A 24,761-nucleotide genomic window follows, 5' to 3' on the forward strand; every position below is an offset into this window, starting at 1 on the left:
TAGGGGCGGTCAAGCTGTGGATAACGATTCGGTGCTGTGTTGCTAGTATACTTTATTTTGAATATACAAGGGGCGGATTATATATCCGCCCGTTTACGAAGTGCGGTATAAGCACTTAATCAATAAAGGAAAAATGCAAAGTGCGGTTCGGGCGGATATATAATCGGCCCCTACTTTTACAATATTAATCGTGGATTTTAACCTTTGTCAGCAGTCTAAAAAACTATAGTCACCGTTCAAGCCAAATCCGATGTCTCATTTAAGATAAAAGCGAATAAAGCAAAAATACTGTTTATTTATACAGTTATTTAATTTATAATTGCAGTATCATTTCTTATTTTTGCTTCCGTTATGCTGGCAATATCATCGAATAAAGCGAATTTTGAACGTAAAATTATCCATATTGATATGGACTGCTTTTTTGCGGCGGTTGAAATTCGTGAGCAGCCGAGCTTAGCAGGCAAGCCAGTGGCGGTCGGCGGTGCGGCGGACAGCCGTGGTGTGCTTTCTACCTGTAATTACGAAGCTCGTCAATATGGTTTGCACAGTGCAATGCCAACCGCACTTGCATTAAAAAAATGCCCGAATCTGGTATTATTGCGTGGCAACATGGCGTTGTATAAACATGTCTCAGAGCAGGTGCAGGCTATTTTTCGGCGTTATACCACAATAATCGAACCGCTATCTTTAGATGAGGCCTATTTGGACGTGACCGATTGCACCGCCTGCAATGGCTCGGCAACTTGGATTGCCGCTGAAATTCGACGTGCTATTTTTACTGAACTGCAATTAACTGCCTCCGCCGGCGTTGCGCCATTGAAGTTTTTGGCAAAAATTGCTTCCGAAATCAATAAACCCAACGGACAATTTGTACTGACCCCTGAGCAGGTTGATCAATTTGTACTCGGATTGGCATTGAAAAAAATTCCGGGTGTCGGTCCGGTCACGGCGCAAAAATTGTCTGCAATGGATTTGACGACCTGTGCTGATGTTCGCCAATTAAAACAGCATATTTTGCTCGATCAATTTGGCAAATTGGGACAACGGATTTGGCAATTCAGCCATGCAATTGATGAAAGAGCGGTGCAATCAGAACGGGAACGTAAGTCAGTAGGGGTTGAAGTTACCCTGTCACAAGATATCTGGCAAGTAGTACAGGCGGAAGATATTTTACAGTCGCTCTACCAAAAACTGATTGTGCGTTTGCAGCGGGCAGATCCGGAAACCCCATTGAGTCAATATCGAAAAATCGGGGTGAAACTGAAATTTAACGATTTTCAAACTACCACCTTGGAGAGCAGTGGTTATTGTTTAAACCTTAACGCTTTCCGGCAGTTGTTGCAGCAAATTTGGCAGCGGGCAAACGGCAGAAGCATACGCTTGATCGGCTTGAATGTGGCATTGTTGGCTAAAAATAATCCACAACAGCTCAGTTTATGGTGATTTGATTCAAATTATGACAAAAAAATAACATTTAGGATTTACTAAAAATCGGTTTATGTTATAAACAATGGCAATTTTAACACGGAGAGTGTCATGATGAGTATGAAGATTAATTTAAGCAAAAAACAAGCTGATGAAGTATGGGGAAAAAAAGCGTTATTGAGTTTTGATAACGGAGTAGCAAAAGTGCATTTCGGTGGTGATGATCCACTTGGCAAGATTCAGCGAGCGGCACGTAAATTACGCACCCAAGGAATTGATGATGTCGAACTTGAAGGCAAATATTGGACGTTGCCAACCTGTTGGGCGTTTTACCAAGGTTTTTACAGTGCCAAACAGGATTTTGCGATTGAATTCCCGTCTGATTTGAGTGACGCCGATCAACAGCAGCTATTCCGCTTGATCGAGTGTGGCGATTTTGTACGTGAGTTGATTAACTTACCGTCGGATGAAATCACGCCACAAGCATTGGCACATCGCGCCGCCGACTTTATTTTGCAGCAGGCACAGCATGCCGAAGTGGAAAAAGCGGTGTCGTATCATATTATCGCCCGTGAAGAGCTGAAAGAGCGTGGTTATAACGGCATTTGGACGGTCGGCAAAGGCTCAGCCAATTTGCCGGCAATGTTGCAGTTGGATTTTAATCCGAGCGGTAATCCGGATGAGCCGGTGATGGCTTGTCTGGTGGGTAAGGGGATCACTTTTGATACTGGCGGCTACAGCTTGAAACCAAGCAGTTCGATGGATTCAATGCGTTCTGATATGGGAGGCGCAGCGTTGCTGACCGGCGCGTTGGGATTAGCAATTGCCTGTGGTTTGAATCAGCGAGTTAAATTATATCTGTGCTGTGCCGAAAATATGGTCAGCAGCCGAGCGTTTAAACTGGGCGATATCATTGAATATCGCAACGGCGTTACCGTTGAAGTGTTGAACACCGATGCCGAAGGGCGCTTGGTGTTGGCAGACGGTTTGATCGAAGCGGATGCGCAAGATCCTCAGTTTATCATTGATTGCGCCACCTTGACCGGTGCGGCGAAAATGGCAGTCGGCAATGACTACCATTCGGTGTTGTCGATGGACGATAAATTGGTGGAGGCGCTGTTTAAGGCGGCAAAAGAGGAGAGCGAACCTTTCTGGCGCCTGCCGTTCGAGCCTTTCCACCGCAGCCAAGTCAGCTCTTCGTTTGCCGATATTTGCAATACCGCATCGGTTCCTGCCGGAACCGGCGCTGGGGCGAGTACTGCGACGGCATTTCTGTCGTATTTTGTAAAATCATATCAAACCAACTGGCTGCATATTGACTGTTCTGCGACTTTCCGAAAATCTGCCAGTCCGTTATGGGCGACCGGGGCAACCGGCATCGGTGTCAATAGCTTGGCGAATCTATTATTGAGCTATGGTGACTAGCGAACGGGTGATTAAGGTTGGACTTAACATTAGATTGGTCGGGTAATGCTACCCGATCAGTAAAATCGGCAGACAACCACTACATTACATAAATTTGAACAGAATAGAACATCCCTGATAGAACAACCCTGAAGTGCGGTCAGACCGCACTTTACCTTAAACCAAAGGAGCTTCTATGCAACAAACACTTTCGATTATCAAACCTGATGCAGTCAAACAGAATCTGATTGGCGCAATTTTTTCCCGTTTTGAGAGCGCTCGCTTTACTATTGTCGCCAGCAAAATGTTGCACCTGAACCAAGAGCAAGCAGCGGGATTTTATGCAGAACATAAAGGCAAGCCGTTCTATGACAAACTGGTGGAATTTATGACTTCCGGACCGGTGGTGGTTTCGGTTTTGCAAGGTGAAAATGTGATCAAACTGCATCGTGAGCTTATCGGTGCAACCGATCCGCAAACTGCGGTTGCAGGCACGCTTCGTTTTGATTATGCCACCAACAAAAGCATCAATGCGGTGCATGGCTCAGATTCGGAGGCGTCGGCTAAACGTGAAATCGAATATTTTTTCAGTGAGAATGAAATTTTCCCACGTTCGTAATTGCCAGTAGAGAATAATATGTTAACCCGTTGCCCCGAATGCCGTCATAAAGTCAGTGACAGCGCCAAAAGTTGCCCGTCTTGTGGCTTTTCGTTTGATCCGCAAGACTTGGAGCGCTATAAACGACAGCTGGAACGCTTACGCGAGCATAAAAAAGAAGTGAACCGAAAAAGTGCAAAATTACAGTTGATTTGGTTACTGATTTTTGTGGTGTTTATTGCTGTTGCGACTTGGGTGACTAGCTGAGTAAACAACAAAAATGTTGGTTATAAATTTGAAAAATAGGGAAGTTGGGCTGTTTAAGTGATTTCCCGAATTAATCGAGAAAACGTGAAATGGCTGACAGGCTTTTTCACGTTTTCTCGGCAATGTTGAGCTGTTAGCCATAATTTTATCTGGAATTGGGATTAGTATTTTTCCTAAACACTATTTTTTCCATACAATATGATATTCAGGGTTTTCTTGATCGTGTGAAATCAGTACCTTGGCAAAAATATCATCCATTTGATCCTGTGCGTTGACCAAACCAACCCACACTTCGGCATAGGCTTGCGGATCGATTAATACCCCGATCTCTTCGTCCCAATTTTCCGCCGTTTCCACCATTTCTACGGCGCCACGCTCTTCAAATTGCAAGTTAAACAGCAAAATATCAGCAGGGTCGAGATTTTCTTCTGCCATCTCCAGAAAAATATCGTAAGCAATATCAATGGCATTGTCGGGATCTAATTGATGCGGCATAGCAAATTCCTTGTTGTTCTTAAAAAGTAAAAGCGGTCATTGTAATGTATGGCTAGCAAAGTGCGGTTAGCATATCGCTTTCAGTTGCTAAAACCAACTGTTTTAACTGTTAAAACCGCACTTTAATAAAATAAAAAGGCTGATAAAAAAACCAGCCCTTTGTGTGAAGATAAGACAAAGATTAACCGGTATTACGCATACCGGCAGCAATGCCGGTGATGGTGATCATCAATGCTTGATTCAAGTGAGAATCTTGTTGCTCTTCAGGCTGTTGGCGCAGGCGGTGTAACAATTCGACTTGCAACAAGTTCAACGGATCGGTATAAACATTACGCAGCGCAATCGATTGTGCCACCCAAGGCAGATCGTCCATCAACTGATCTTTATGCGACAGTTTCAGGAGTGTTTTGATATCGGCTTGCAGCTGTTGGCGTAAGGTTTTGCCTAATTCCCAAAGGCTTGGCTCGACTAAACGCTGATCGTAATATTCCGCCAGCCATAAATCGGTTTTACTGAACACCATCTCCAACATACCGATTCGAGTGGAGAAGAACGGCCAACTTTGGCACATTTCTTCCACTACCGCACTTTTGCCATTATTCAGCAAGGTTTGAATCGCAGCCCCAGCACCGAGCCATGCCGGCAGCATCAAGCGGTTTTGCATCCAAGCAAAAATCCACGGGATTGCACGCAGACTTTCTACGCCACCTTTTGGATTACGTTTTGCCGGACGAGATCCCAACGGCAAACGAGAAAGCTCTTGTTCCGGCGTGGCAGAGCGGAAGTACGGCACAAAATCCGGCTGTTCGCGTACAATACCACGATAAATATCACAAGAGATATCGGATAGTTCGTCCATAATATTGCGCCACATGGTTTTCGGCTCCGGCGGTGGTAACAGATTGGCTTCCAAAATGGCACTGGCGTAGAGTTCTAAACTGTTGACCGCCACTTGTGGGAGCCCCAATTTAAAGCGGATCATTTCGCCTTGTTCGGTCACGCGCAAGCCGTTTTTCAAGGATTTTGGTGGTTGAGACAGCAGTGCTGCATGCGCCGGCGCACCACCACGGCCGATAGTACCGCCACGGCCGTGGAACAAGGTCAGCTCAATATGCAGTTTTTCGCATAAGTTGACCAACGCTTCTTGCGCACGATATTGCGCCCATGACGCTGCCATCATACCGGCATCTTTAGCCGAGTCGGAATAACCGATCATCACCATCTGTTTGTTGTTGATAAAACCACGATACCAACCGACATTAAACAGCTCTTGCATCACAGCTTCGGCATTATCTAAATCTTCTAGTGTTTCAAACAGCGGTACCACCGGAATATGCTTGCTGCAACCGGCTTCTTTCAACAATAAGTGCACTGCCAAAACATCAGAGGCCGATTTTGCCATCGAGATCACATACGCCGAGATCACCCCCTCATTTTGTTCAGCAACTACCCGGCAAGTGTCTAAAATCTCCTTGGTTTCTTCGCTTGGTGACCATTCAATCGGAATCAATGGCCGACGTGAATTCAGTTCGCGAATCAAGAAGGCTTGTTTGTCTGCTTCATTCCACTGTGCATAGTCGCCCAAACCGATATAACGGGTCACTTCGGCAATGGCCATGGCATGACGGGTGCTTTCTTGGCGAATATCCAGTTGTGACAGGGTAACACCAAAGCAGCGGATACGGCGTAATGTATCGAGCAGCAAGCCGTTAGCGATAATCCGCATACCGCACTTGGACAGTGAAGTGTAGCAATCAAACAGCGGTTGCCACAGTTGCTCATTTTTAGTAATGATTTGTTCGGTCGTGGTGCGCGGCTGTCTGTCTGCTAAGAGATCATTGTAGTGATTCTGGGTTAATTTCAGTTTGGTACGCAAATTTTTGACAATATAGCGATACGGTTCTTGATGTTCGCCGTATGTTGCTTTGAATTCGTCGGTAGCCTCCACCATAGAAAGTTCATCAGACAGCAATTTAATGTCTTCTAAAAACAGTTCGGCAGCTTTGGCTCGCGCTAAATTCAACACACGACGAGTGACGACACTGGTGACAAACGGATTGCCGTCGCGATCACCGCCCATCCAAGAGGAAAATTTGACCGGTGTGAATTCCACCGGCAAACTGAAATTCAAATGTTCTTCGGCGCTGTCGTTGAGTTGGCGTAAGAAGGTCGGCACCGCTGTCCACAGACTATTCTCAATCACCGAGTAGCCCCATTTTGCTTCTTCAAATGGGGTTGGGCGTTGGGTACGGATTTCGTTGGTATGCCACGCTTCAGCAATCAGTTGCAACAAGCGACGCTGAATGGCGGTACGTTCTTTTAGCGTTAAATCTGAATGTTCTAAATTGCTGAGACATTTGTTGATTTCAACGTGTTTATGCGTTAAAGAGCGGCGGGTGACTTCGGTAGGATGTGCGGTTAATACCAGTTCAATCAATAAATTATCCAGCGAAGCAAGGATCGCTTCCGGTTTGGCTTTTTGGGTTTTTAATTTATCAAACAAATGACCGATAGAACGCTGGCTCGCATTTAAATCATCATGATGGCGTGAAATGGTTTGGTATTGCTCGGCAATATTGGTTAAATTCAGGAAGTGGCTGAAGGCTCGGGCAACCGGAATGATATTGTCATTGGAGATGGTCGCCAGTGTATCCAGCAGTGCTTGACGGGCTTGATCGTCTCCGGCACGGGAATTACGGGAAAGTACTCGAATGTTTTCAATTAAATCAAGAATATCACTCCCTTGCGCATCGCTGATGGTTTCGCCTAGAAAACGCCCTAGCATACTGATGTTATTCCGCATTTCACTATATTGCTGAATCATACTTTTGTCCTTGTATATTGCGTTGTGTAAATGGTTAATTTTAAAAACTGTGATAGATATAACAAAAAACAGGAAAGCGGGTCAACTGAAATTAAGATATATTTGATAAATTTAGCAAAATGCTGAGGAATTTTTAATAAAAAGTAAAATTTACTGAGAATGAACTGATAAAATTACATGATAATTAAACATCTTTGAAACAAAAAGAGTCTATTTTATAACCTCATAATATATTTATTTTTTAATTTAAAAAAATTAGCCCGAACCTTGGGAAATGGGTTCGTTTCGGCAAGAGAAAAGTACGGTGAAAATCAAACCGCACTTGGATTCGTTTCCATTGAAGTGCGGTTCGAAAAGAGGTGATCAAAAAATTAAACCTTGACGATCCAACCGTCCGGAGCAATTACATCGCCAAATTGGATTCCGGTCAGTTCTTGATACAGCTTTTGGGTGATCGGTCCGACTTCGGTTTCAGAATAAAACACATGAAAATGCTCACCGTTTTGAATGCCGCCAATCGGGGTGATCACCGCTGCTGTACCGCAGGCGCCAGCTTCAGTGAATTGATCCAATTGATCAATATACACATCACCTTCCACCGCTTTTAAGCCCAAACGCTGTTCTGCTAAATAGAGCAGCGAATATTTGGTAATACTCGGCAGAATCGACGGAGAGAGCGGGGTGACAAATTCATTGTTTTTGCTGATACCGAAAAAGTTAGCCGAGCCGACCTCTTCAATTTTAGTATGCGTTTTTGGATCCAAATAGATACAATCACCAAAATTGCGTGCTTTGGCTTCAGTACCCGGCAGCAGACTGGCGGCATAATTACCCCCGACTTTGGCGGCACCGGTGCCTTGTGGCGCGGCGCGATCATAATCGGAAATGATGAAATTGGTCGGCTTCATACCGCCTTTGAAATAAGCCCCGACCGGACAGCAGAAGATCGAAAAAATATATTCCGGCGCAGCATGCACGCCAATATTGTCGCCAACGCCGATTAAAAACGGACGTAAATACAGGGTAGCGCCACTGCCGTAAGGGCCGACAAATTTCTCATTCGCTTTCACCACTTGTTTACAGGCATCAACAAACATCTCCACCGGCACTTGCGGCATCAGCAAACGTTGACAACTGCGCTGCATGCGTTTGGCATTTTCATCCGGTCGGAACAGGTTAATACTGCCGTCTTTACAACGATAGGCTTTCAAACCCTCAAAACACTGTTGTCCGTAGTGAAGTGCGGTCGAGCCTTCGCTGATGTGCAAGGTGTTGTCAGTAGTTAATTCGCCTTGACTCCATTGATCGTCTTTCCAATGGGCAATATAACGAAAATCAGTTTTAATGTAACTAAAACCTAAATTGGACCAGTCAAATAAAGTGTCGGATACAGGTTGGTTCATAGGGTTTCCTCAATATATTGATAAAATATAAACAAAGATCAACAGACCCTAGTAATCGGGTTCAAATTGTATTTTGTGTAATAAGTGATGTAATTGTTGGATTTCAGCTTTTGAAAGTTCAGCCAGCAGATTATGTTCAAATTGTTGCAGCAAGTGAACGATACCGACTTCGGCATGATGTCCTTTTTTAGTCAAAAAAACATTTTTTTGTCGCGCATCACGCGGATTATCTTTGCGTTGTAACAGTCCTTTGCGTTCCAATAAATCCAAAATTTTGGTCATGGAAGAGGATTCAATTTGTAGCTGTTTCATCAAACTGGTTTGATTTTGCCCGTTTTCATCAAACAACAACAGCAGCACTCGTGCTTGTGACAGTGTCAATCCTTCTTGCTGTAATAGATGATCCAACGCTTTATTGATATTTAAGGTCAGATTTTTCAGTTGCCAAAATGTTAACTTCTGTGCGGAAGGCGGCATAGGATTTTGTGGTTGTTTATCTAAATCCATAACATAAACTCTCGAAAAATAGCGCATTAAGTGAGAATTTAGCATAATTGAAGGTTCTAGCATAGGGGAAGCAAAGGGTTTGTGTTAGAATAGCCCGAAAAAAAGCCGCCCAAATAATGAGGCGGCTTATTAAACCAAATCGGTTTCAACATATACAGGAAGTAAACTCAAATCCAGCGAACCGGATAAAACACAACATCATACTTAACAACAACACGGTAAATACCGAGTCTGCTATTAAAGCAATGTAGCTATTCTAGTTTTTGCCGCTCAGCGCTACAATTTATATTTTTTTATCATTCGCATAAATAAAACTTATGCGATTTCTGAAATTATTTATTTTTTGAGTTATTCATAGGACATGCCATGTATAAACGTTTACCACCGTTAAATGCACTCAAAGTCTTTGAATCCGCCGCCCGACATTTAAGTTTCACCAAGGCAGCGGACGAACTGTTTGTCACCCAAGCTGCGGTCAGCCACCAAATCAAATTATTAGAAGAATTTTTGGGCACCGCACTTTTTATTCGTAAAAACCGCGCGTTAGCGTTAACAGAACAGGGCAGTGCCTATTTTTACGATATTAATATTATTTTGCGACGTTTGGTCGAAGTGACTCAAAAATTGCGTCACGACCAACAGGGGTTGGCACTGACTATCAAAGTGCCACAAACCTTTGGGCTTGCGTGGTTGGTTCCACAGCTGAGTGAATTTAATCGGCTTTATCCGGATATTGAGGTGAATATTCAAGGCTTCGATTATGATGAAAGTGATATTCTCGCTGATGCCGATGTGGCGATTTTCTACGGTAAGGGCGATTGGAAGGGGCTGAAAAGCCAGCGGTTATTAGAAGAGCGGTTGTCTATTTTTGCCTCACCAAAACTGTTACAGCAAAAACCGCTGAATCAATTGGCAGATTTGGCGCAGCACAATTTATTGCATATTCACACTCGTGAAAATTGGCAACGCATGATTGCCTATTTGAAATTGGACGGCATCAACCTGCACCACGGCGCGATTTTCAGTCATACCTTTATGGCGTTGCAGGCTGCGTTGCACGGGCAAGGTGTGGTGTTGGCGAATAAAATTTTGGCACAACAATATATTAATGATGGTGCGCTGACGGAGGTTTTTTCAACCGATGTTGTCGATCCAAAATCGTTTTATGTGGTGTACCATCCCAATTATTCGGATAAAATGCAGACCGTTTCTTTTATCAATTGGATTGTTGAACATATCCAACAACATCACTGACCAAATTAAGGACCTGTATATGGGCAACCGTTTTTTAATTTTTGCTGCCATCAGCGGCTTTTTCTGTGTGGCATTCGGCGCATTCGCAGCACACGGACTGGAACCGCACTTGAGTTTTTTACAGTTGGACTGGATTGACAAAGGCTTAAAATATCAATTTTTTCATACGTTAGCGCTATTCGCATTGGGGCTGTTTGTCAGCGCCACGCAAAATCAAGCTGTGCCGGCGTGCCGCAACCGTGGTTTAAACTGGATCGGCTACAGTTGGGCAATCGGAATTCTTTGCTTTAGCTTCAGTTTGTATGGCTTGGCATTGACCGGTATCAAAGCGTTGGTGTGGCTCACGCCTGTTGGCGGCATCGCCTTTTTAATCGGTTGGGGCGCACTGGTTTTTATCAGTCTTGCCAACAGCTTAAAAGCCAGAGGGTAATATTTTGAATAAATTAGCCTTATATTGTCGTGCCGGTTTTGAAAAAGAGCTGGCGGCGGAGATCACTGAAAAAGCCGCAGAGGTAGGGATTTATGGTTTTGCCAGAGTGGTGGACAACAGCGGTTATGTGATTTTTGAATGTTATCAGGAAAATGAAGCCGACCGCTTAGCGCAAGAAATCCAGTTCAAACAACTGATTTTTGCCCGACAGCTGGTGGTGGTGTCTGATTTATTGCAAGATTTAGCAACCGACGATCGGATCAGTCCGATCGTTGCACAATATCAACAAAACAGCCGAGTGGATTTTAAACAAAGCACCGAACTGTGGGTTGAAACCGCCGACACCAACGAAGCCAAATCCTTATCTACGTTTTGCCGTAAATTCACCGTGCCGCTGCGCCAACAGCTACGCAAGTGCGGTTGGTTGAACTACCGTGAAATCTATGGCAGCGGTGTCACCTTGCATATTCTGTTTATCAGCAATGACAGTTGCTATGTCGGCTACTCTTACAATAACAACCATGCCCCACACTTTATGGGAATTCCACGCTTGAAATTTCCCAACGATGCGCCAAGTCGTTCTACGTTGAAACTGGAAGAAGCGATTCTGACTTTTTTGAGCGAAAAAGAAGAGAAGCAGCGCATGAACAGTGAAACCAAAGCGGTGGATTTGGGGGCTTGTCCCGGCGGTTGGAGCTATCAATTGGTCAAACGCGGCATGTTTGTCTATGCGGTCGATCACGGTAAAATTGCACCATCGTTAATGGAAACCGGACGAGTCGATCACTGCCCGGAAGACGGTTTTAAATTTCAGCCGCCAAAGCGCACTAAAATTGATTGGCTGGTGTGCGATATGGTGGAACAGCCGATGCGAATCACCAGTTTGATGAGTAAGTGGCTGACCAACGGTTGGTGTGGCGAGATGATTTTCAACTTGAAACTGCCGATGAAAAAACGCTATCAGGAAGTGCGGTTATGCCAGCAAAAACTGCACGAAGATTTAAGCAAAGCTGGCTTGGGGTTTGAAATCCAAGCTAAACATTTATATCATGACCGTGAAGAGATCACGCTGCATGTGAGAATTAAGTCATTAAATAAACAAGATAGAGGTACAACATGGCAGATTTGCGCGTAGCCGTTGCCGGCGCAGGTGGAAGAATGGGGCGACAATTGATTCAAGCAGTGAATAACGCTGACGGCGTAGTTTTAGGTGTTGCCCTAGAACGTACCGGTTCAAGTTTGGTCGGTGCAGATGCCGGCGAATTAGCCGGTATCGGTAACCTCGGCGTGGCGCTCAGTGATAATTTGGAAACCGTGAAAGATCAGTTTGATTTACTGATTGATTTTACTCGTCCGGAGGCGACCCGGGGCTACCTTGATTTTTGTGTTGCCAATAACAAAAAAATGGTGATCGGCACCACCGGTTTTGATGATGCAGGCAAACAAGCCATCGCCCAAGCCGCTGAAAAAACGGGCATTGTGTTTGCTTCCAATTACAGCGTCGGTGTCAATCTGGTGTTTAAACTGTTGGAAAAAGCCGCTAAAGTGATGGGTGATTATTGCGATATTGAAGTGATTGAGGCACACCATCGGCACAAAGTCGATGCGCCGTCCGGCACCGCACTTTCGATGGGTGAGCATATTGCTAAAACGTTGGGGCGTGATCTCAAAACCCACGGCGTATTTGCCCGTGAAGGCATCACCGGTGAGCGCAAACGTGACGAAATCGGTTTTGCTACCATTCGTGCCGGGGACGTTGTCGGCGAACACAGCGTTTGGTTTGCCGACGAAGGGGAGCGGGTTGAAATCGCACATAAAGCCTCCAGTCGCATGACTTTCGCCAACGGCGCCGTCCGTGCTGCCAAATGGTTGCAAACCAAACACAACGGCCTATTTGATATGACCGATGTGTTGGACTTGAATAACCTGTAACAGCAGTAGGTAGGATGTGCGGTTTTCTATCTGGGTTGACTAAAGTTATAGGTCGTCGATAATCAAATAAATCTGCTTAATCGGACCATGCACACCGATGACCTTCACCAACTCAATATCGGCGGTGGAGCTTGGACCGGAAATGATATTGATACAAGACGGCATCCGCATGCCTTGAGCGGCTTGTTGATGCAAAATCTCAGCGACTTGCGCCACACGAGGCTGGATACTACTTTTGTTTAGCACCACAATCGACACTTGTGGCAATAAGCTGCTGGAGCGACCTCTTTCTGCGGCGCTGTAAAGCACCACCCCGCCGGATTCAACTAAACCGTATTCGGCAAACACGATGCCGATATTGGCTTTTTCGGCAAAAGTGCGGTTTTCAACCGCACTTTGAGCTGACCAGATATGGGTAGGGTAGTGTGCCTGCACTGCTTGGGTTAAGCCGTATTGATTCAAACGCGGATCGTCATTTAAAATCACATCGCCGCCGTGCTGTTGCTCGCATAATGCAAGCAGTGCTGTTGCGGCTTCACTCGGCGTTGTAACGCTGCATTCCACCGCCATCACTTCCTGCGCGACTTTCACAAACTCCTCACAGCGCTGATCTGCCGTTAAATCAGTCAAGCGAGTAGTCGGCTGTGCTGTCACGCTAGAATAGTGCCCTGCCACGGTTTTTCGTGGCGGACGACCTAATTGTGCCGCTAAATGATCTAAAAATTGTTGTCTGTTTTGTTGATCTAACATGTTGTTATCCTTATTCTGTCGTCTTTGATGATCAAGTGCGGTTTTTAAACCAGTTGCGGAAGCTTTCACCTTCGGAACTCGGCAGATCGCGCGCTTTAGTCCATTCTGATACAGCACCGATGTTGATTGGGGCTTTGCCGTTTTTGATCATCTTACTACTCAGTTTGGCACCAATATTCATACCGACTTTCCACAGGGTCGGATGGTTGTTCGCCAAAGTGAACATTTTGACCGACAATTTTTCCAATGTTGGCGTGATGCCGAGCTCCACCATTTTGCTACGATGTTTCAGCAACAGACTGGCCAATGGAATTTTGACCGGGCAAACTTGGTTACACGCAGTGCACAGCGAGCAGGCATACGGCAGATCTTTAAAGTCTTCATAGCCGCCTAAAATTGGCGACAGCACTGAACCGATCGGGCCGGGATAGATTGATCCGTAACTGTGTCCGCCAATTTGGCGGTAAGCCGGGCAGACGTTCAGACAAGCGCCGCAACGGATACAACGCAGAATATCGTTAAATTCACCACCCAATGCCTTGGAACGGCCGTTATCGACAATGACTAAATGGAAATCTTCCGGGCCGTCGGTTTCTCCCACTAAACGTGGACCGGTCAGCCAAGTGTTATAACTGGTCAAGCGTGCGCCGACCGCACTTCGTGCCAATAGCGTAATCAGAATATCCACTTCTTTAAACGTTGGCGCCAAACGATCCATTCCCATCACCGCAATATGGGTTTTCGGTAGCGTGGTTGCCAGCCGCAAATTGCCCTCATTGGTAACCAGACAAACACTGCCGGTTTCGGCAACCGCAAAGTTGCAGCCACTGATCCCGATGTCCGCTTCTAAGAAATCTTGTCGAATTTTGCCACGGATAAACAGGGTCATCTCTTCCGGCGTGGCTTCGCCTTGATAGCCTAATTTGTCTTGCAGCACCTTGCGAATTTGATGGCGATCTTTGTGAATTGCCGGCACCACAATATGGGACGGTTTATCGCCGGCAAGTTGCAAAATATATTCGCCCAAATCACTTTCGATTACCTGAATGCCTTCCGCTTCCAGCACCTTGTTCAAGCCGATCTCTTCGGTGACCATCGACTTGGATTTAACCACTTTTTTGGCTTGCTTTTGTTGTGCAATTTTTTTGATGTAATCCGTGGCATCCTCAGCCGTGTTGGCAAAGTAAACATTGCCGCCATTTTGGGTTACTTTTTCCGACAGTTGATACAAATACGCATCTAAATTTTGCAAAATATGCTCACGAATCTGTTTTGCCTGTTCACGCCACTCTTCCCAATGGCCGAGTTCGTCCACCATTTTCTGCCGATTGGCGCCGATCCGCTCTTGCGCCATCACCACTGCTTTTCGCATCACGTCATTATGAATTTCGTCATGCAGGCGTGCTTTAAATGATATTTCACTGGTTTTTAATGACATACTTTCCTCCTAGCGGCTCATTAAGACTTCGGCGATGTGCAACACTTTAATCGGGCTGCCTTCACGCTGTAAGCGCCCGCCAATGTTGATTAAACAACTGACATCGGCACCGATCAGATAATCCGGCTGTACTTCTTTGATATGTTCGGCTTTTTCTATCACCATTTCGCCGGAAATTTCCGCCATTTTGACCGAGAAAGTGCCGCCGAAGCCGCAGCAGGTCGTTTGATTTTGAATCGGTATCAGTTTTAATCCTTCGACATTTTGCAACAGCGTCACCGGTTCGTGTACAACCCCGAGTTTACGAAACAGGCTGCAAGAGGGGTGATAAACTGCGGTGCCGTTCAATTTGGCACCAACCTGAGTGACCTTAAGCTGATTGACAATAAAATCGGTGAGATCGTAAAAACGCTCAGCCAATCTATCGGCGCGCTCCGCCCATTTCGGTTCGTCAGGAAAATAAGAGGCATAGGTTTTAATTGCATGCACACAAGAACCGGCAGGGGCGACAATCGGGTAGTCGTTTGCTTCAAAAGTGGTAATTAAGTTTTTGATCGCAGGAATTGCTTGTTGGTTATAGCCGCTGTTTAGCGCAGGCTGCCCGCAGCAGCCCTGTTTTTCTAAAAAAGTGAGCTTACACCCCAGCTGCTCCAACAGCAGCACGCTTTGTTTTGCGACATTGGCTTTGAGCGCGTCGGCAATACAGGTGACATAAAAATTGACGTTCATTGTTTACTCCAACAGATGAATTTAATCAGGTAAAAATAGGGTGGTTGATTCCACCCTTGAAAGAAGCAGTGTTATCTCTGCCAAAATTGTTTGTGATTGTTTTAATAAGCAGATCACTTAAAAAACAGATCACGATAAAATCAAGGTGGCAACCAATGCCGCAATGACACCATAAACCAGCATTGGGATCACCGTTTTCTTGATAATTGCGCCTTCCTGATTTTTTACATCCAACACTGAACATACGGCAATCACATTATTGATACACACCATATTTCCCATTGCGCCGCCAACCGATTGCAATGCCAGCACTAAAGGTACGGAAAGTGCGGTAGTTTGTGCAATGGAATATTGAATACCGCCGAAAGTTAAGTTGGAAACCGTGTTTGAACCGGAGAAAAATGCCCCGATCGCACCCAAATAGGCGGAAAAATAGGTCCAATTAGCGCCGGTGGCGGCGGCAAAATCGCGTCCGATGGTTTGTACCATTGAATTTTCTCCCCCCAATAACATCAACTTCACCATAATCAACGCGCCGATTAATGCAAAAAACGGTTTTTTAGTTTGTTGAAAAGTACTGGAAAAAATGGCTTTAGTGTTGTTTTTATTGACTTTAAACAGCACTAATGAGATTAACACTGTAATAATAAACGGAATCAATGACGGCACATACAGGGTTTTATAACTGTCACTGACGCCTTGCCCTAAAATATCTTTCAAAGATAAGATCAGGGCGCGGCTGACTTCAAATTGCCCAAATTGTCCCAATGACAGACTGAACCAGGTGGTGGCATCATTCAATAACGCTTTAATCCCCAGTTGATGAATACGGGTCACGATTAAAATCAGAATTAACAGCATTGTCGGGGTCATGGCTTTCACAATGGTGGCAAGCGGCAGCGGAGATTTTTCACTGTTGTCGCTGGTTTTGACTAGGCCAATGCCTTTATTTGCCAACAAAATAGAGATAAATAGTCCGATTGCGCCACCGACCAATGACGGAAATTCATAGTTGACTTTTGCCAGCAACAGATACGGAATAGTACAAGACAATATGCTAAGGTAGATAAATACAATATTGTTGCGGATTGCTGTCCAATTGGTGATAAAACGCAACGCAATCAGTGGAATCACAAAAGCCGCAAAAAAGTGGATAATCGCACTTTGGTAGCCGATTTGAAGCAAGGTTTCCTCGCCTAACTTCAATGGAGCAAAGCCAAACCAAGTTGGAGTGCCGACGGCGCCGAAAGAGACCGGTACCGAGTTCATCACCAACGCAAATATCGCTACTTTAATCGGATTGAAGCCCAAACCGACCAAAATCGGCGCAGCAATCGCCGCCGGTGTACCAAAACCCGAAGCGCCTTCGATCATAAAGGCAAATGCCCAACCGATAATCATTAACTGTGCAACCGGGTTAGGGTTGATATTCGACAGCCATTGGCGCAACACATTGGTTGAGCCGGAAATTTCCATCATGCGGTTAAATAAAATCGCACCAAAAATAATGGTAACCGGGGTTTGTGTGGCGATAATACCGGAAATCACGTTGGCGTTGATCAGCATGAAATCTTGATCAAAATAGGTCAATTGCAACACATAAACCAATAATGCGATCAGGGGCAGTGCAATAAAAGAGGGCATACTGTTGCGTTTTACCATTAAGTAGATGAGTAAAACAATTGGAAAAAGACTAAGCGTTAAAGCCATTTAAAGATCCTTAGTTAAAAGATAAATAAGTAACCACAAATTATACATTGTTATTAAAGTTGTTATCATAATGTAATAAAAAAAAATTTTTTGTGACGGAATTCGCAAAATTTGGTTTTTAGTCTTCAATTGAAAATAATTTTAACTATTTGAAGATAACTTAAAGCAGATGAGGAAACCGCACTTTAATTACATTCAACAAAAATTCGAAATAAATCAAAGTGCGGTTTAAACACTAAAGCAGAATCAATTAGTTTGTGGTCTGTAGGTAAACCACTTGGGTTTGCAGATATTCCTCCAACCCGTGTTTGCCATCGGCACCGCCGATACCGGATTGTTTCCAGCCGGCATGGAAACCTTGCATTGCTTCAAAATTTTCACGATTGATATAGGTTTCACCAAACTGCAAACGGCGGGTAACGTAAAATGCGTCATTCAAATTTTGTGTGTAAACCGAGCTGGTTAAACCAAAAATACTGTTATTTGCCATTGCAATCACTTCGTCTAAACTTTCAAATGTGACAATTGGCAGCACCGGTCCAAACGTTTCTTCGTGCATAATATCCATGTCGTTTTTGACATGGGTTAAAATGGTCGGTTCAAAGAAAAAGCCTTTTTGTTCTGGGCGTTTGCCGCCCAAATGCAGAGTAGCCCCTTGTTTGAGCGCTTTTTCGACTTTCGCCGCGACGGCTTCAACCGCTCTTTTCTCCACCAACGGTCCCATATCCAATGTTTCACTGGTAGCTGTCGCCGGATTGCCGAAACGCACCGCTTTCATCGCTTCAGTTAATTTTGCCACAAAGCTGTCGTGTACTGATTGATGTACATAAACCCGTTCAGCACAGTTACATACTTGCCCGGTATTAATGACGCGTGAGGCAACAATTGATTTGACGGCAAGATCCAAATCCGCATCTTTCAATACAATTGCCGGTGCTTTGCCACCCAACTCCAATGACACTTTGGTAATATTCTGTGCCGCCGCGATCATCACTTGCCGTCCGGCTTCCACCGAACCGGTCAGACTAACCAAATCCACTTGTGGGTGTTGTGCTAAGTGATTGCCGATTTCTGCTCCCGCACCATTAACAACATTGAATACGCCTTTTGGCAAACCCGCAGCGTGAACGATTTCAGCAAAAATATGCGCATTAATCGGGGTGACGCTGGACGGTTTGATTACAATGGTATTTCCGGTCAGTAGCGCTGGTCCCATTTTGCGTGCGATCAGGAAGAACGGGAAGTTCCACGGCAAAATTCCGGCAACCACACCGTGCGGACGTTTGAACAGGAAAATATTTTCATTCGGGCGATCGCTTTGAATAATTTCGCCTTCATAGCGGCGTGCCCATTCCGCTTGATAATCCAGATAATCGGCAGTGAACAATACTTCAACTTCTGCCAACTCTTTGGTTTTGCCGCCTTCGGCAACAATGGTATCGGTCAATTGTTGTGCACGCTCACGAATACCCTGTGCAATTTTGCGTAGGTAAGCACCACGTTGTACTGCCGGCAGTTGTTCCCAGCCGGTTTGGGCTTTTTTCGCCGCCGCCACCGCTAAATCGACTTCAGCAGTACCGCCTTTCGGTTCTTTGGCGATCACTTCTTCAGTGGCAGGATTCAGTACTTCACGATAGTCGCCGGAATGGCTAATAAATTGACCGTCAATGTACATTGCTAATGTTTTCATAGAGACCTCTTGCTGTTTTAGTGGAAGTTGCAGAACTGGATCAAATGACTCGATTGGATAGTACAACAAAAATGATCTGTATAAATATAGCTTAAATTTCAGATAAATGGCGTGTTCGGCTTCACAAAATTAACAATTTATTAGCATTTTAGAAAAATAAGCGTTAACACGATTTTTCTGAAATGTTGGCTGAGAATCTCGATTCTGTACTAGTCACTGCGGCGAATAAAGGCTAAAATATCAAGCATTTTTCAAGCAAAGTGCGGTTATCCGCCACCATCAACAAAACAGGCAAATAAGATGATTGATCCAAATTTACTGCGTAACAATCTGGCGGAAACCGCCGAGAAATTAAAAATCAGACGAAATTTTATACTGGATACTGCCAAAATCAGTGAGTTAGAAGAGCAGCGTAAAGTGTTGCAGGTGAAAACCGAAACCTTGCAAGCCGAACGCAATGCCCGTTCTAAAAGTATTGGGCAAGCGAAAGCGCGTGGTGAAGACATTCAGGCATTACTGGCAGAAGTGGATTCGATGGGTTGTGAGTTGGACGAGACCAAAACCGCACTGGAAGCAGTACAGAGTGAACTGCAACAGATTGCGCTGAATATCCCGAATATTCCGGCAGACGAAGTACCGTTGGGCAAAGATGACAGTGAAAACTTAGAGGTGCTGCGCTGGGGTGAGCCGAAACAGTATGATTTTACGGTACAAGACCACGTTACTTTAGGTGAAGACATTGCAGGTTTGGATTTTGCTGCCGGGGTGAAACTAGCCGGTGCGCGCTTTGTGGTGATGAAAGGGCAGATCGCCAAATTACACCGTGCCTTGAGCCAATTTATGCTGGATCTGCACACCGAACAGCACGGCTATCTGGAAACCTATGTGCCGTATCTGGTCAACCATGAAACATTGTACGGCACAGGGCAGCTGCCAAAATTCGGTGAAGATTTGTTTCATACCAATGCGCTGGAAGGCGAGCAGCCTTATGCCTTGATTCCGACCGCCGAAGTGCCGGTGACCAATTTAGTACGTGGTGAGATTTTAGATGAAGAGAGCTTGCCGCTTAAAATGACGGCGCATACGCCATGTTTCCGTTCAGAAGCGGGATCGTACGGACGTGATACGCGCGGCTTAATTCGGATGCACCAGTTTGACAAAGTGGAGATGGTGCAAATTGTCGCGCCGGAAAAATCAATGCAAGCTTTGGAAGAACTGACCGGACATGCCGAAAAAGTGCTGCAACTGTTAGGTTTGCCATACCGTAAGGTGTTGTTATGCAGTGGTGATATGGGCTTTGGTTCGACCAAAACCTATGATTTAGAGGTTTGGCTGCCAGCACAAAATACCTACCGTGAGATCTCTTCTTGCTCCAATATGTGGGATTTCCAAGCGCGTCGCATGCAGGCGCGTTGCCGCAGTAAAGGCGATAAGAAAACTCGTTTGGTTCACACCTTGAATGGCTCTGGTTTAGCCGTGGGGCGCACATTGGTTGCGGTGTTGGAAAACTATCAGCAAGCCGACGGTTCTATTGCGATCCCAAGCGTGCTGCAACCCTATATGGGTGGTTTGGCGTTTATTGAAAAATAGATTCTGACCGCACTTTTCAATATCAAATCAAAAAATCCCTTTTGCTTACACAAAAGGGATTTTTCATGGTGATTTTTAGGGAGGGGTGATGTTACCAAAGATATTTCAATTCAAGTCCGGCATTAAATTGTGACTCGATCACATCACCTTCGGCATAACCACCTTTTAGGGTAAGATTGAAATGTTTCCCTAAGCGGAATACAGCTCCAACTTCACTTTCCAAGCGGTTTTTAAACAGGGCGGCATTCAATGTGCTGTTGCTGACCTGCAACTGCGCCTTATGGTTTAGATTGGCTGTGTAGTAAAGTGCGGTATATAACGTTACACCGTCACTTGGTGACAAACCAAAGTGCTTATCTAACATGATACCGCTACGTGCTTGCCAGAAGTTAAGTGTTTGCTGCTGTATCGCTACGTTGTTGATACGATAATCCATGCTGCCTAAACGGTAGTAGGTGATATCAACCGATGGTTGTACTCCAATAGTACCAAACTGCCAGCGCTTACCAAGAGCAACGGAGCTGACCCAAGCATGTTGTTTGACATCTTGATCAAACCCGTTCAACGTCGTTTTTAAGCGGTTATAGCTAATCACGGCACTGAGGTACAATTGATTGTCTAAAATCACTTTATTATATAAGCTTAGGCTATGGTTGCTGGTTTTACCACTTTGATTCTCAGCAAATTGATTATGTGCATTGCTGTGTCCAAATGCTAAACCAACCAACCAGTCACCGCCATCAAAGTCAATAGTGTTATCAACACCAAGTTGTTGGCTGTAGAGATCTTGTTTGTAGTGACGGTAGTTGTCGCTGTGGTAGTTCATGCGCTCACGATCAACATTGCTCCATAACCCGCTGTTATCTGGTGTTAATCGATTAACGTATTGATTCAACAATGTCTGATTTTTATTTATTTGGCTGATGTTGGCCGCTTGAGACGACAGTGCAATATTCGCTTCTTGGCTAATCCAATTGTGTTGTGTATTTTGCTGTGCAGCAGCTTCTGCTTGGGCAGCGGCTTCAATGCGGGCTTTTTCAGCCGCCTCGGCAGCAGCAATCGCTGCGGCTTGTGCCTCAGCCTTGGCTTTTGCGGCAAGACTCTCTTTTTCTACGGCATCAGCAGCAGCTTGTGCAGCGATTTCAGCAGCCGCTTTAGCTTCTGCTTCTAAACGGGCTTTTTCTGCGGCTTCAGCTGCTGCTTTGGCTTCTGCTTCTAAGCGGGCTTTTTCTGCTGCTTCGGCTGCCGCTTTAGCTTCTGCTTCTAAGCTGGCTTTTTCTGCTGCTTCGGCTGCCGCTTTAGCTTCTGCTTCTAAGCGGGCTTTTTCTGCTGCTTCGGCTGCCGCTTTAGCTTCTGCTTCTAAGCGGGCTTTTTCTGCTGCTTCAGCAGCCGCTTTGGCTTCTGCTTCTAAACGGGCTTTTTCTGCTGCTTCAGCAGCAGCTTTGGCTTCGGCTTCTAAACGAGCTTGTTCTGCGGCTTCCGCTTCTGCCTTTTCTTTAGCGATAATATCCGGCAGTAGCGCATTGTAAAGGGCAAAATGGTTGTCGACGTGCTGTAACGTATAACGGTAAGCACCGAGATCGAGGTGGCCGTTTTCAAGCATAGCCGTCACATTTGCCCAATTTTGTGTGGCGTTATTTAACGTCAGTAAGGGTAGCAGATTAACTTTCGTGGTGGGATCTTTCAGGCTGTCATGTAAGGCAAGAGTATAGTTGCCGCTGGCTAAACCATTGACAATGACCCTGTCACTTTTTAGATCGGCAAAAGTACTGTTCAATTCAAAACGGCCATCACCGCTTAAATTACTATTGACGGTTAGGGTGTTAAAATTGCCGCTTTGCAGATTACCATTCAGTTTTACCTGTGATCCTGCGTCTAGTGATAAATTCCCAAGGGTACTATTGCCGCTCATGGTCCAGATGGCATCGTGCATCAGATGCGTGTTGCTGTTTGCTGCTGCTTGAATCTGTCCTTGATATTGGGTTTTGCCAAAATTTAAATTAGTGTTCTCACCTAAGGTAATATTGCCTTTCACATTGGCATAAGGGAGATCTGCGTACAACGCATCGCTAAGTGCGGTTTGGCTACAGCTGACGACACCGCTACTGTCACTGCGGGTACACTTCCAACTGTTGTTCCATCCGTTATCTCCTTTGCTGTAGCCTAAACTGACGTTACTGTTGTTGTCTGCGATAATATTCCCTTCTAAATTCGCATAGTTACCCAATTGCAAAGTAGCGCCAGCGGTTGCTTTGAAGGAATCAGCTTTAAAGTGACTGGTCACCCAATCATTGTCAATTACCACATCCTTACGCCAAACATAACCGGCTTTGTCTCCGGTGACATCTTCGGCATGTAGCGTTGGGTAGCCGGATAATAGCAGGGTACCTTTATCAACCTTGATTTCTCCGTTGAGGTTGCTGCCACCGGATAGCGTATAAATCGAGTCAGTAGATGAGGCACTATAATTGAAATTTAACTGACCATTGCTTTTATTTGGATCGGTTTCACCCAACATACCTTGGAACATTGGCGACAGTGATGCATTTCTACGGGCGAAATAACGTTCAATGGCTTGCGTTTCATCATTACCCAAATAATCCCAAGCCCAGTTACCTGCCGCACCAGGGTAGAAGGTGTAGACGCTGGATTTTAGATACCAATATTCTGCTTTGCCACTGCGGTTGATATGCTTATACAGGGTATTGGGCGTGCCGCGTTGGCTGGTGCTGATAGTATGGTATACTATTTCAGTTTCACCGGTCACACTGATGCTAGCTGCTTTTTCCAAATTATGATTGACCAGTTGTGCGCCATTATCCACGTTATGAATTTGAATAAAACTCAGGTTATTACCGTTGAGATCGAGACGCCCACCGCGATAACCAAAATAGATATTGTTGGGGTTAACCTGCTTGTCATCCTGTAATACTACGGTTGGGCGACCACTTGCCAAGCGCACTTTATCAAATGCTTGCAGATCGCCTTTTTCGTCCGCTTGTTGTGCTAATACTGTCGTGCCATCGCCAGCGCTCAGGCTACCAAGATTCTTGCCTTTACCACTAATTCGCAGAGTGCCTGCGCCTAATTTGTGCAAAAAGTCGTTTTCTACACCGTTGACTTGCCATTCTACGGTGTTCCCCGGATTGACAATAATTCCTGCACCTTGCCAAGTTTGGTTGCTTTGCGGGGTTACCCGATAATTATTATTGAACGTTAAGCCACCGGCGCCCTGATTAATGCTGGTTTGCAGTAAAATGTTGCCACCGTTGCCGTTTAACGTAATATTTTTACCGGCATTCATGGCAACATTATAGCCACCACTATAGCTATCTGACGCGGTGGAATCTTTGACATGTAATGTCCAGCTTTTGTTATCAGTTTGGCTAAAACGGCTGGTTTTGCCATCACTGTTATTGGCCCAAACTAGATTTTGAGTATTATTTACTGTCGGATCGGTATCTTCATCATACAATCCTTGATTATATGCAGTTTGATAAACCACCCAGTTGGTAACCGGATTTGTGGCAGTGGCTTTTTCACCCCAGCTTCCCATTTGAAAACCGACCAGGATCCATTGTTGGGTTTGAGTGTCCCAGGCATATAAGCCTGAACCACTGTCGCCTGAAGCGGCATAACTGGTCAACGGGCTGTTTTTGAGGTTATATAAAAGCCCTGAAGTAGCCCACACTTCCTGTGAAGCACCCGGCTTATACAGTTCATTGACAGTTCCACCTGTTAAATAATCATAGGGATAAGCTAACCAAGTGACATTCCACTCCGGATCACGCACATACTGAGTACCACTGCCGGTACGATATAGTAACGGGAAGCGGCTTTGATCCAAATAAGCGTCTCTATTAAGTCCGAGAATATTAGCGGGTGCGACTTCAGTCACGTATTTATGCAAGCGCGGCGTATGATAATCCAGACTACTGTGGTTATTGCGATCTACCATTTGGTAAGTATGACGCAGATAGTCCGGATTATTACCGGAGCCACCAAACTGCAATCCGGTATAGCCGACATTATGTTTAACACTGCCTGCATATTGCGGCGCAACCAATGTACCTACGCCGTCTTTGCTGGAAGCACTAAAATCGATCATCGGTGCTTTGTCTAAAGTGCCGATCAACTCGCCATTTTTGCCATAAATCGGTAAATTAGTGGCACCAGGCGCAAATTGCCCTTTATTTTCGCCAAAATCACGATAAGTTTGATAAGGAATATCAGAGCGGACAACCGAGGCGGAAGCATAAGTGTGGATAAAACAGGTGATGATAATGGCAGAAAGTGGATTTAGTTTAAATTGCAT

General features: G+C 45.2%; 19 protein-coding genes. 9 read left to right on the top strand and 10 right to left on the bottom strand.

Annotated features, from left to right (window positions below):
• The first annotated feature begins 351 nt into the window (after positions 1-351).
• From dinB to EDC16_RS08895, 4 genes are all read left to right on the top strand, one after another.
• Entirely contained in the window at positions 352-1,443 is a 1,092-nt protein-coding gene (dinB, locus tag EDC16_RS08880) for a DNA polymerase IV (protein ID WP_132967503.1), read from the top strand.
• Between the two features lie 102 nt (positions 1,444-1,545).
• Positions 1,546-2,850 carry an aminopeptidase PepB gene (gene pepB, locus EDC16_RS08885; RefSeq protein ID WP_198362761.1) on the top strand — a complete coding sequence of 435 codons (1,305 nt, stop codon included), beginning with the start codon at positions 1,546-1,548 and terminating at the stop codon, positions 2,848-2,850.
• Between the two features lie 175 nt (positions 2,851-3,025).
• Positions 3,026-3,448 carry a nucleoside-diphosphate kinase gene (gene ndk, locus EDC16_RS08890; protein ID WP_132967504.1) on the top strand — a complete coding sequence of 141 codons (423 nt, stop codon included), beginning with the start codon at positions 3,026-3,028 and terminating at the stop codon, positions 3,446-3,448.
• A gap of 18 nt (positions 3,449-3,466) precedes the next feature.
• Entirely contained in the window at positions 3,467-3,694 is a 228-nt protein-coding gene (locus EDC16_RS08895; protein ID WP_132967505.1) for a zinc ribbon domain-containing protein, read from the top strand.
• Positions 3,695-3,874: 180 nt separating this feature from the next.
• Here the strand turns inward: EDC16_RS08895 and EDC16_RS08900 are convergent, their stop codons facing one another.
• From EDC16_RS08900 to EDC16_RS08915, 4 genes are all read right to left on the bottom strand, one after another.
• Positions 3,875-4,189, bottom strand: coding sequence for an HI1450 family dsDNA-mimic protein (locus EDC16_RS08900; protein WP_132967506.1), 315 nt, complete (start codon positions 4,187-4,189; stop codon positions 3,875-3,877).
• 181 nt (positions 4,190-4,370) lie between these two features.
• The gene (ppc, locus tag EDC16_RS08905) at positions 4,371-7,013 is read right to left on the bottom strand and encodes a phosphoenolpyruvate carboxylase (protein ID WP_132967507.1); all 2,643 of its coding nucleotides are present in this window, start codon (positions 7,011-7,013) and stop codon (positions 4,371-4,373) included.
• Between the two features lie 371 nt (positions 7,014-7,384).
• Positions 7,385-8,416, bottom strand: a complete 1,032-nt coding sequence (locus EDC16_RS08910) for a branched-chain amino acid aminotransferase (RefSeq protein WP_132967508.1) — start codon at positions 8,414-8,416, stop codon at positions 7,385-7,387.
• Positions 8,417-8,464: 48 nt separating this feature from the next.
• Entirely contained in the window at positions 8,465-8,923 is a 459-nt protein-coding gene (locus EDC16_RS08915) for a MarR family winged helix-turn-helix transcriptional regulator (RefSeq protein WP_157330510.1), read from the bottom strand.
• Positions 8,924-9,289: 366 nt separating this feature from the next.
• Here EDC16_RS08915 and EDC16_RS08920 point away from each other — a divergent pair, with 366 nt between their 5' ends.
• Genes EDC16_RS08920 through dapB form a run of 4 tightly spaced genes read left to right on the top strand, consistent with a single transcriptional unit; the run spans position 9,290 to position 12,539 of the window.
• Complete coding sequence (locus tag EDC16_RS08920; RefSeq protein WP_132967510.1) at positions 9,290-10,177, top strand: transcriptional regulator GcvA; 888 nt, start codon at positions 9,290-9,292, stop codon at positions 10,175-10,177.
• A gap of 19 nt (positions 10,178-10,196) precedes the next feature.
• Positions 10,197-10,607 carry a DUF423 domain-containing protein gene (locus EDC16_RS08925; RefSeq protein WP_132967511.1) on the top strand — a complete coding sequence of 137 codons (411 nt, stop codon included), beginning with the start codon at positions 10,197-10,199 and terminating at the stop codon, positions 10,605-10,607.
• Between the two features lie 4 nt (positions 10,608-10,611).
• Positions 10,612-11,742 (top strand): 23S rRNA (cytidine(2498)-2'-O)-methyltransferase RlmM, encoded by a 1,131-nt coding sequence (rlmM, locus tag EDC16_RS08930; RefSeq protein ID WP_132967512.1) that lies wholly within the window; start codon positions 10,612-10,614, stop codon positions 11,740-11,742.
• Positions 11,724-12,539 carry a 4-hydroxy-tetrahydrodipicolinate reductase gene (dapB, locus tag EDC16_RS08935; protein WP_132967513.1) on the top strand — a complete coding sequence of 272 codons (816 nt, stop codon included), beginning with the start codon at positions 11,724-11,726 and terminating at the stop codon, positions 12,537-12,539. Before rlmM ends, dapB begins: the two co-directional genes overlap by 19 nt.
• Before the next feature lie 45 nt (positions 12,540-12,584).
• Here dapB and EDC16_RS08940 read toward each other — a convergent pair whose 3' ends face one another.
• From EDC16_RS08940 to aldA, 5 genes are all read right to left on the bottom strand, one after another.
• Positions 12,585-13,289, bottom strand: coding sequence for a LutC/YkgG family protein (locus EDC16_RS08940; protein WP_132967514.1), 705 nt, complete (start codon positions 13,287-13,289; stop codon positions 12,585-12,587).
• Positions 13,290-13,320: 31 nt separating this feature from the next.
• Complete coding sequence (locus EDC16_RS08945; protein WP_132967515.1) at positions 13,321-14,727, bottom strand: LutB/LldF family L-lactate oxidation iron-sulfur protein; 1,407 nt, start codon at positions 14,725-14,727, stop codon at positions 13,321-13,323.
• Between the two features lie 9 nt (positions 14,728-14,736).
• Complete coding sequence (locus tag EDC16_RS08950) at positions 14,737-15,456, bottom strand: (Fe-S)-binding protein (protein ID WP_132967516.1); 720 nt, start codon at positions 15,454-15,456, stop codon at positions 14,737-14,739.
• 129 nt (positions 15,457-15,585) lie between these two features.
• Positions 15,586-17,166: an L-lactate permease gene (locus EDC16_RS08955; RefSeq protein WP_132967517.1), complete on the bottom strand. Its 1,581-nt coding sequence runs from the start codon at positions 17,164-17,166 to the stop codon at positions 15,586-15,588.
• Between the two features lie 250 nt (positions 17,167-17,416).
• Positions 17,417-18,856 (bottom strand): aldehyde dehydrogenase, encoded by a 1,440-nt coding sequence (aldA, locus tag EDC16_RS08960; RefSeq protein ID WP_132967518.1) that lies wholly within the window; start codon positions 18,854-18,856, stop codon positions 17,417-17,419.
• A gap of 300 nt (positions 18,857-19,156) precedes the next feature.
• On the opposite strand from aldA, the gene serS reads away from it, so the two are divergent.
• Entirely contained in the window at positions 19,157-20,446 is a 1,290-nt protein-coding gene (gene serS, locus EDC16_RS08965; RefSeq protein WP_132967519.1) for a serine--tRNA ligase, read from the top strand.
• Positions 20,447-20,537: 91 nt separating this feature from the next.
• Here serS and EDC16_RS08970 read toward each other — a convergent pair whose 3' ends face one another.
• Positions 20,538-24,761 carry a S6 family peptidase gene (locus tag EDC16_RS08970; RefSeq protein ID WP_132967520.1) on the bottom strand — a complete coding sequence of 1,408 codons (4,224 nt, stop codon included), beginning with the start codon at positions 24,759-24,761 and terminating at the stop codon, positions 20,538-20,540.

Origin of the sequence: Testudinibacter aquarius (assembly GCF_004342725.1) — a bacterium.
Taxonomy (GTDB): Bacteria; Pseudomonadota; Gammaproteobacteria; order Enterobacterales; family Pasteurellaceae; genus Chelonobacter; species Chelonobacter aquarius.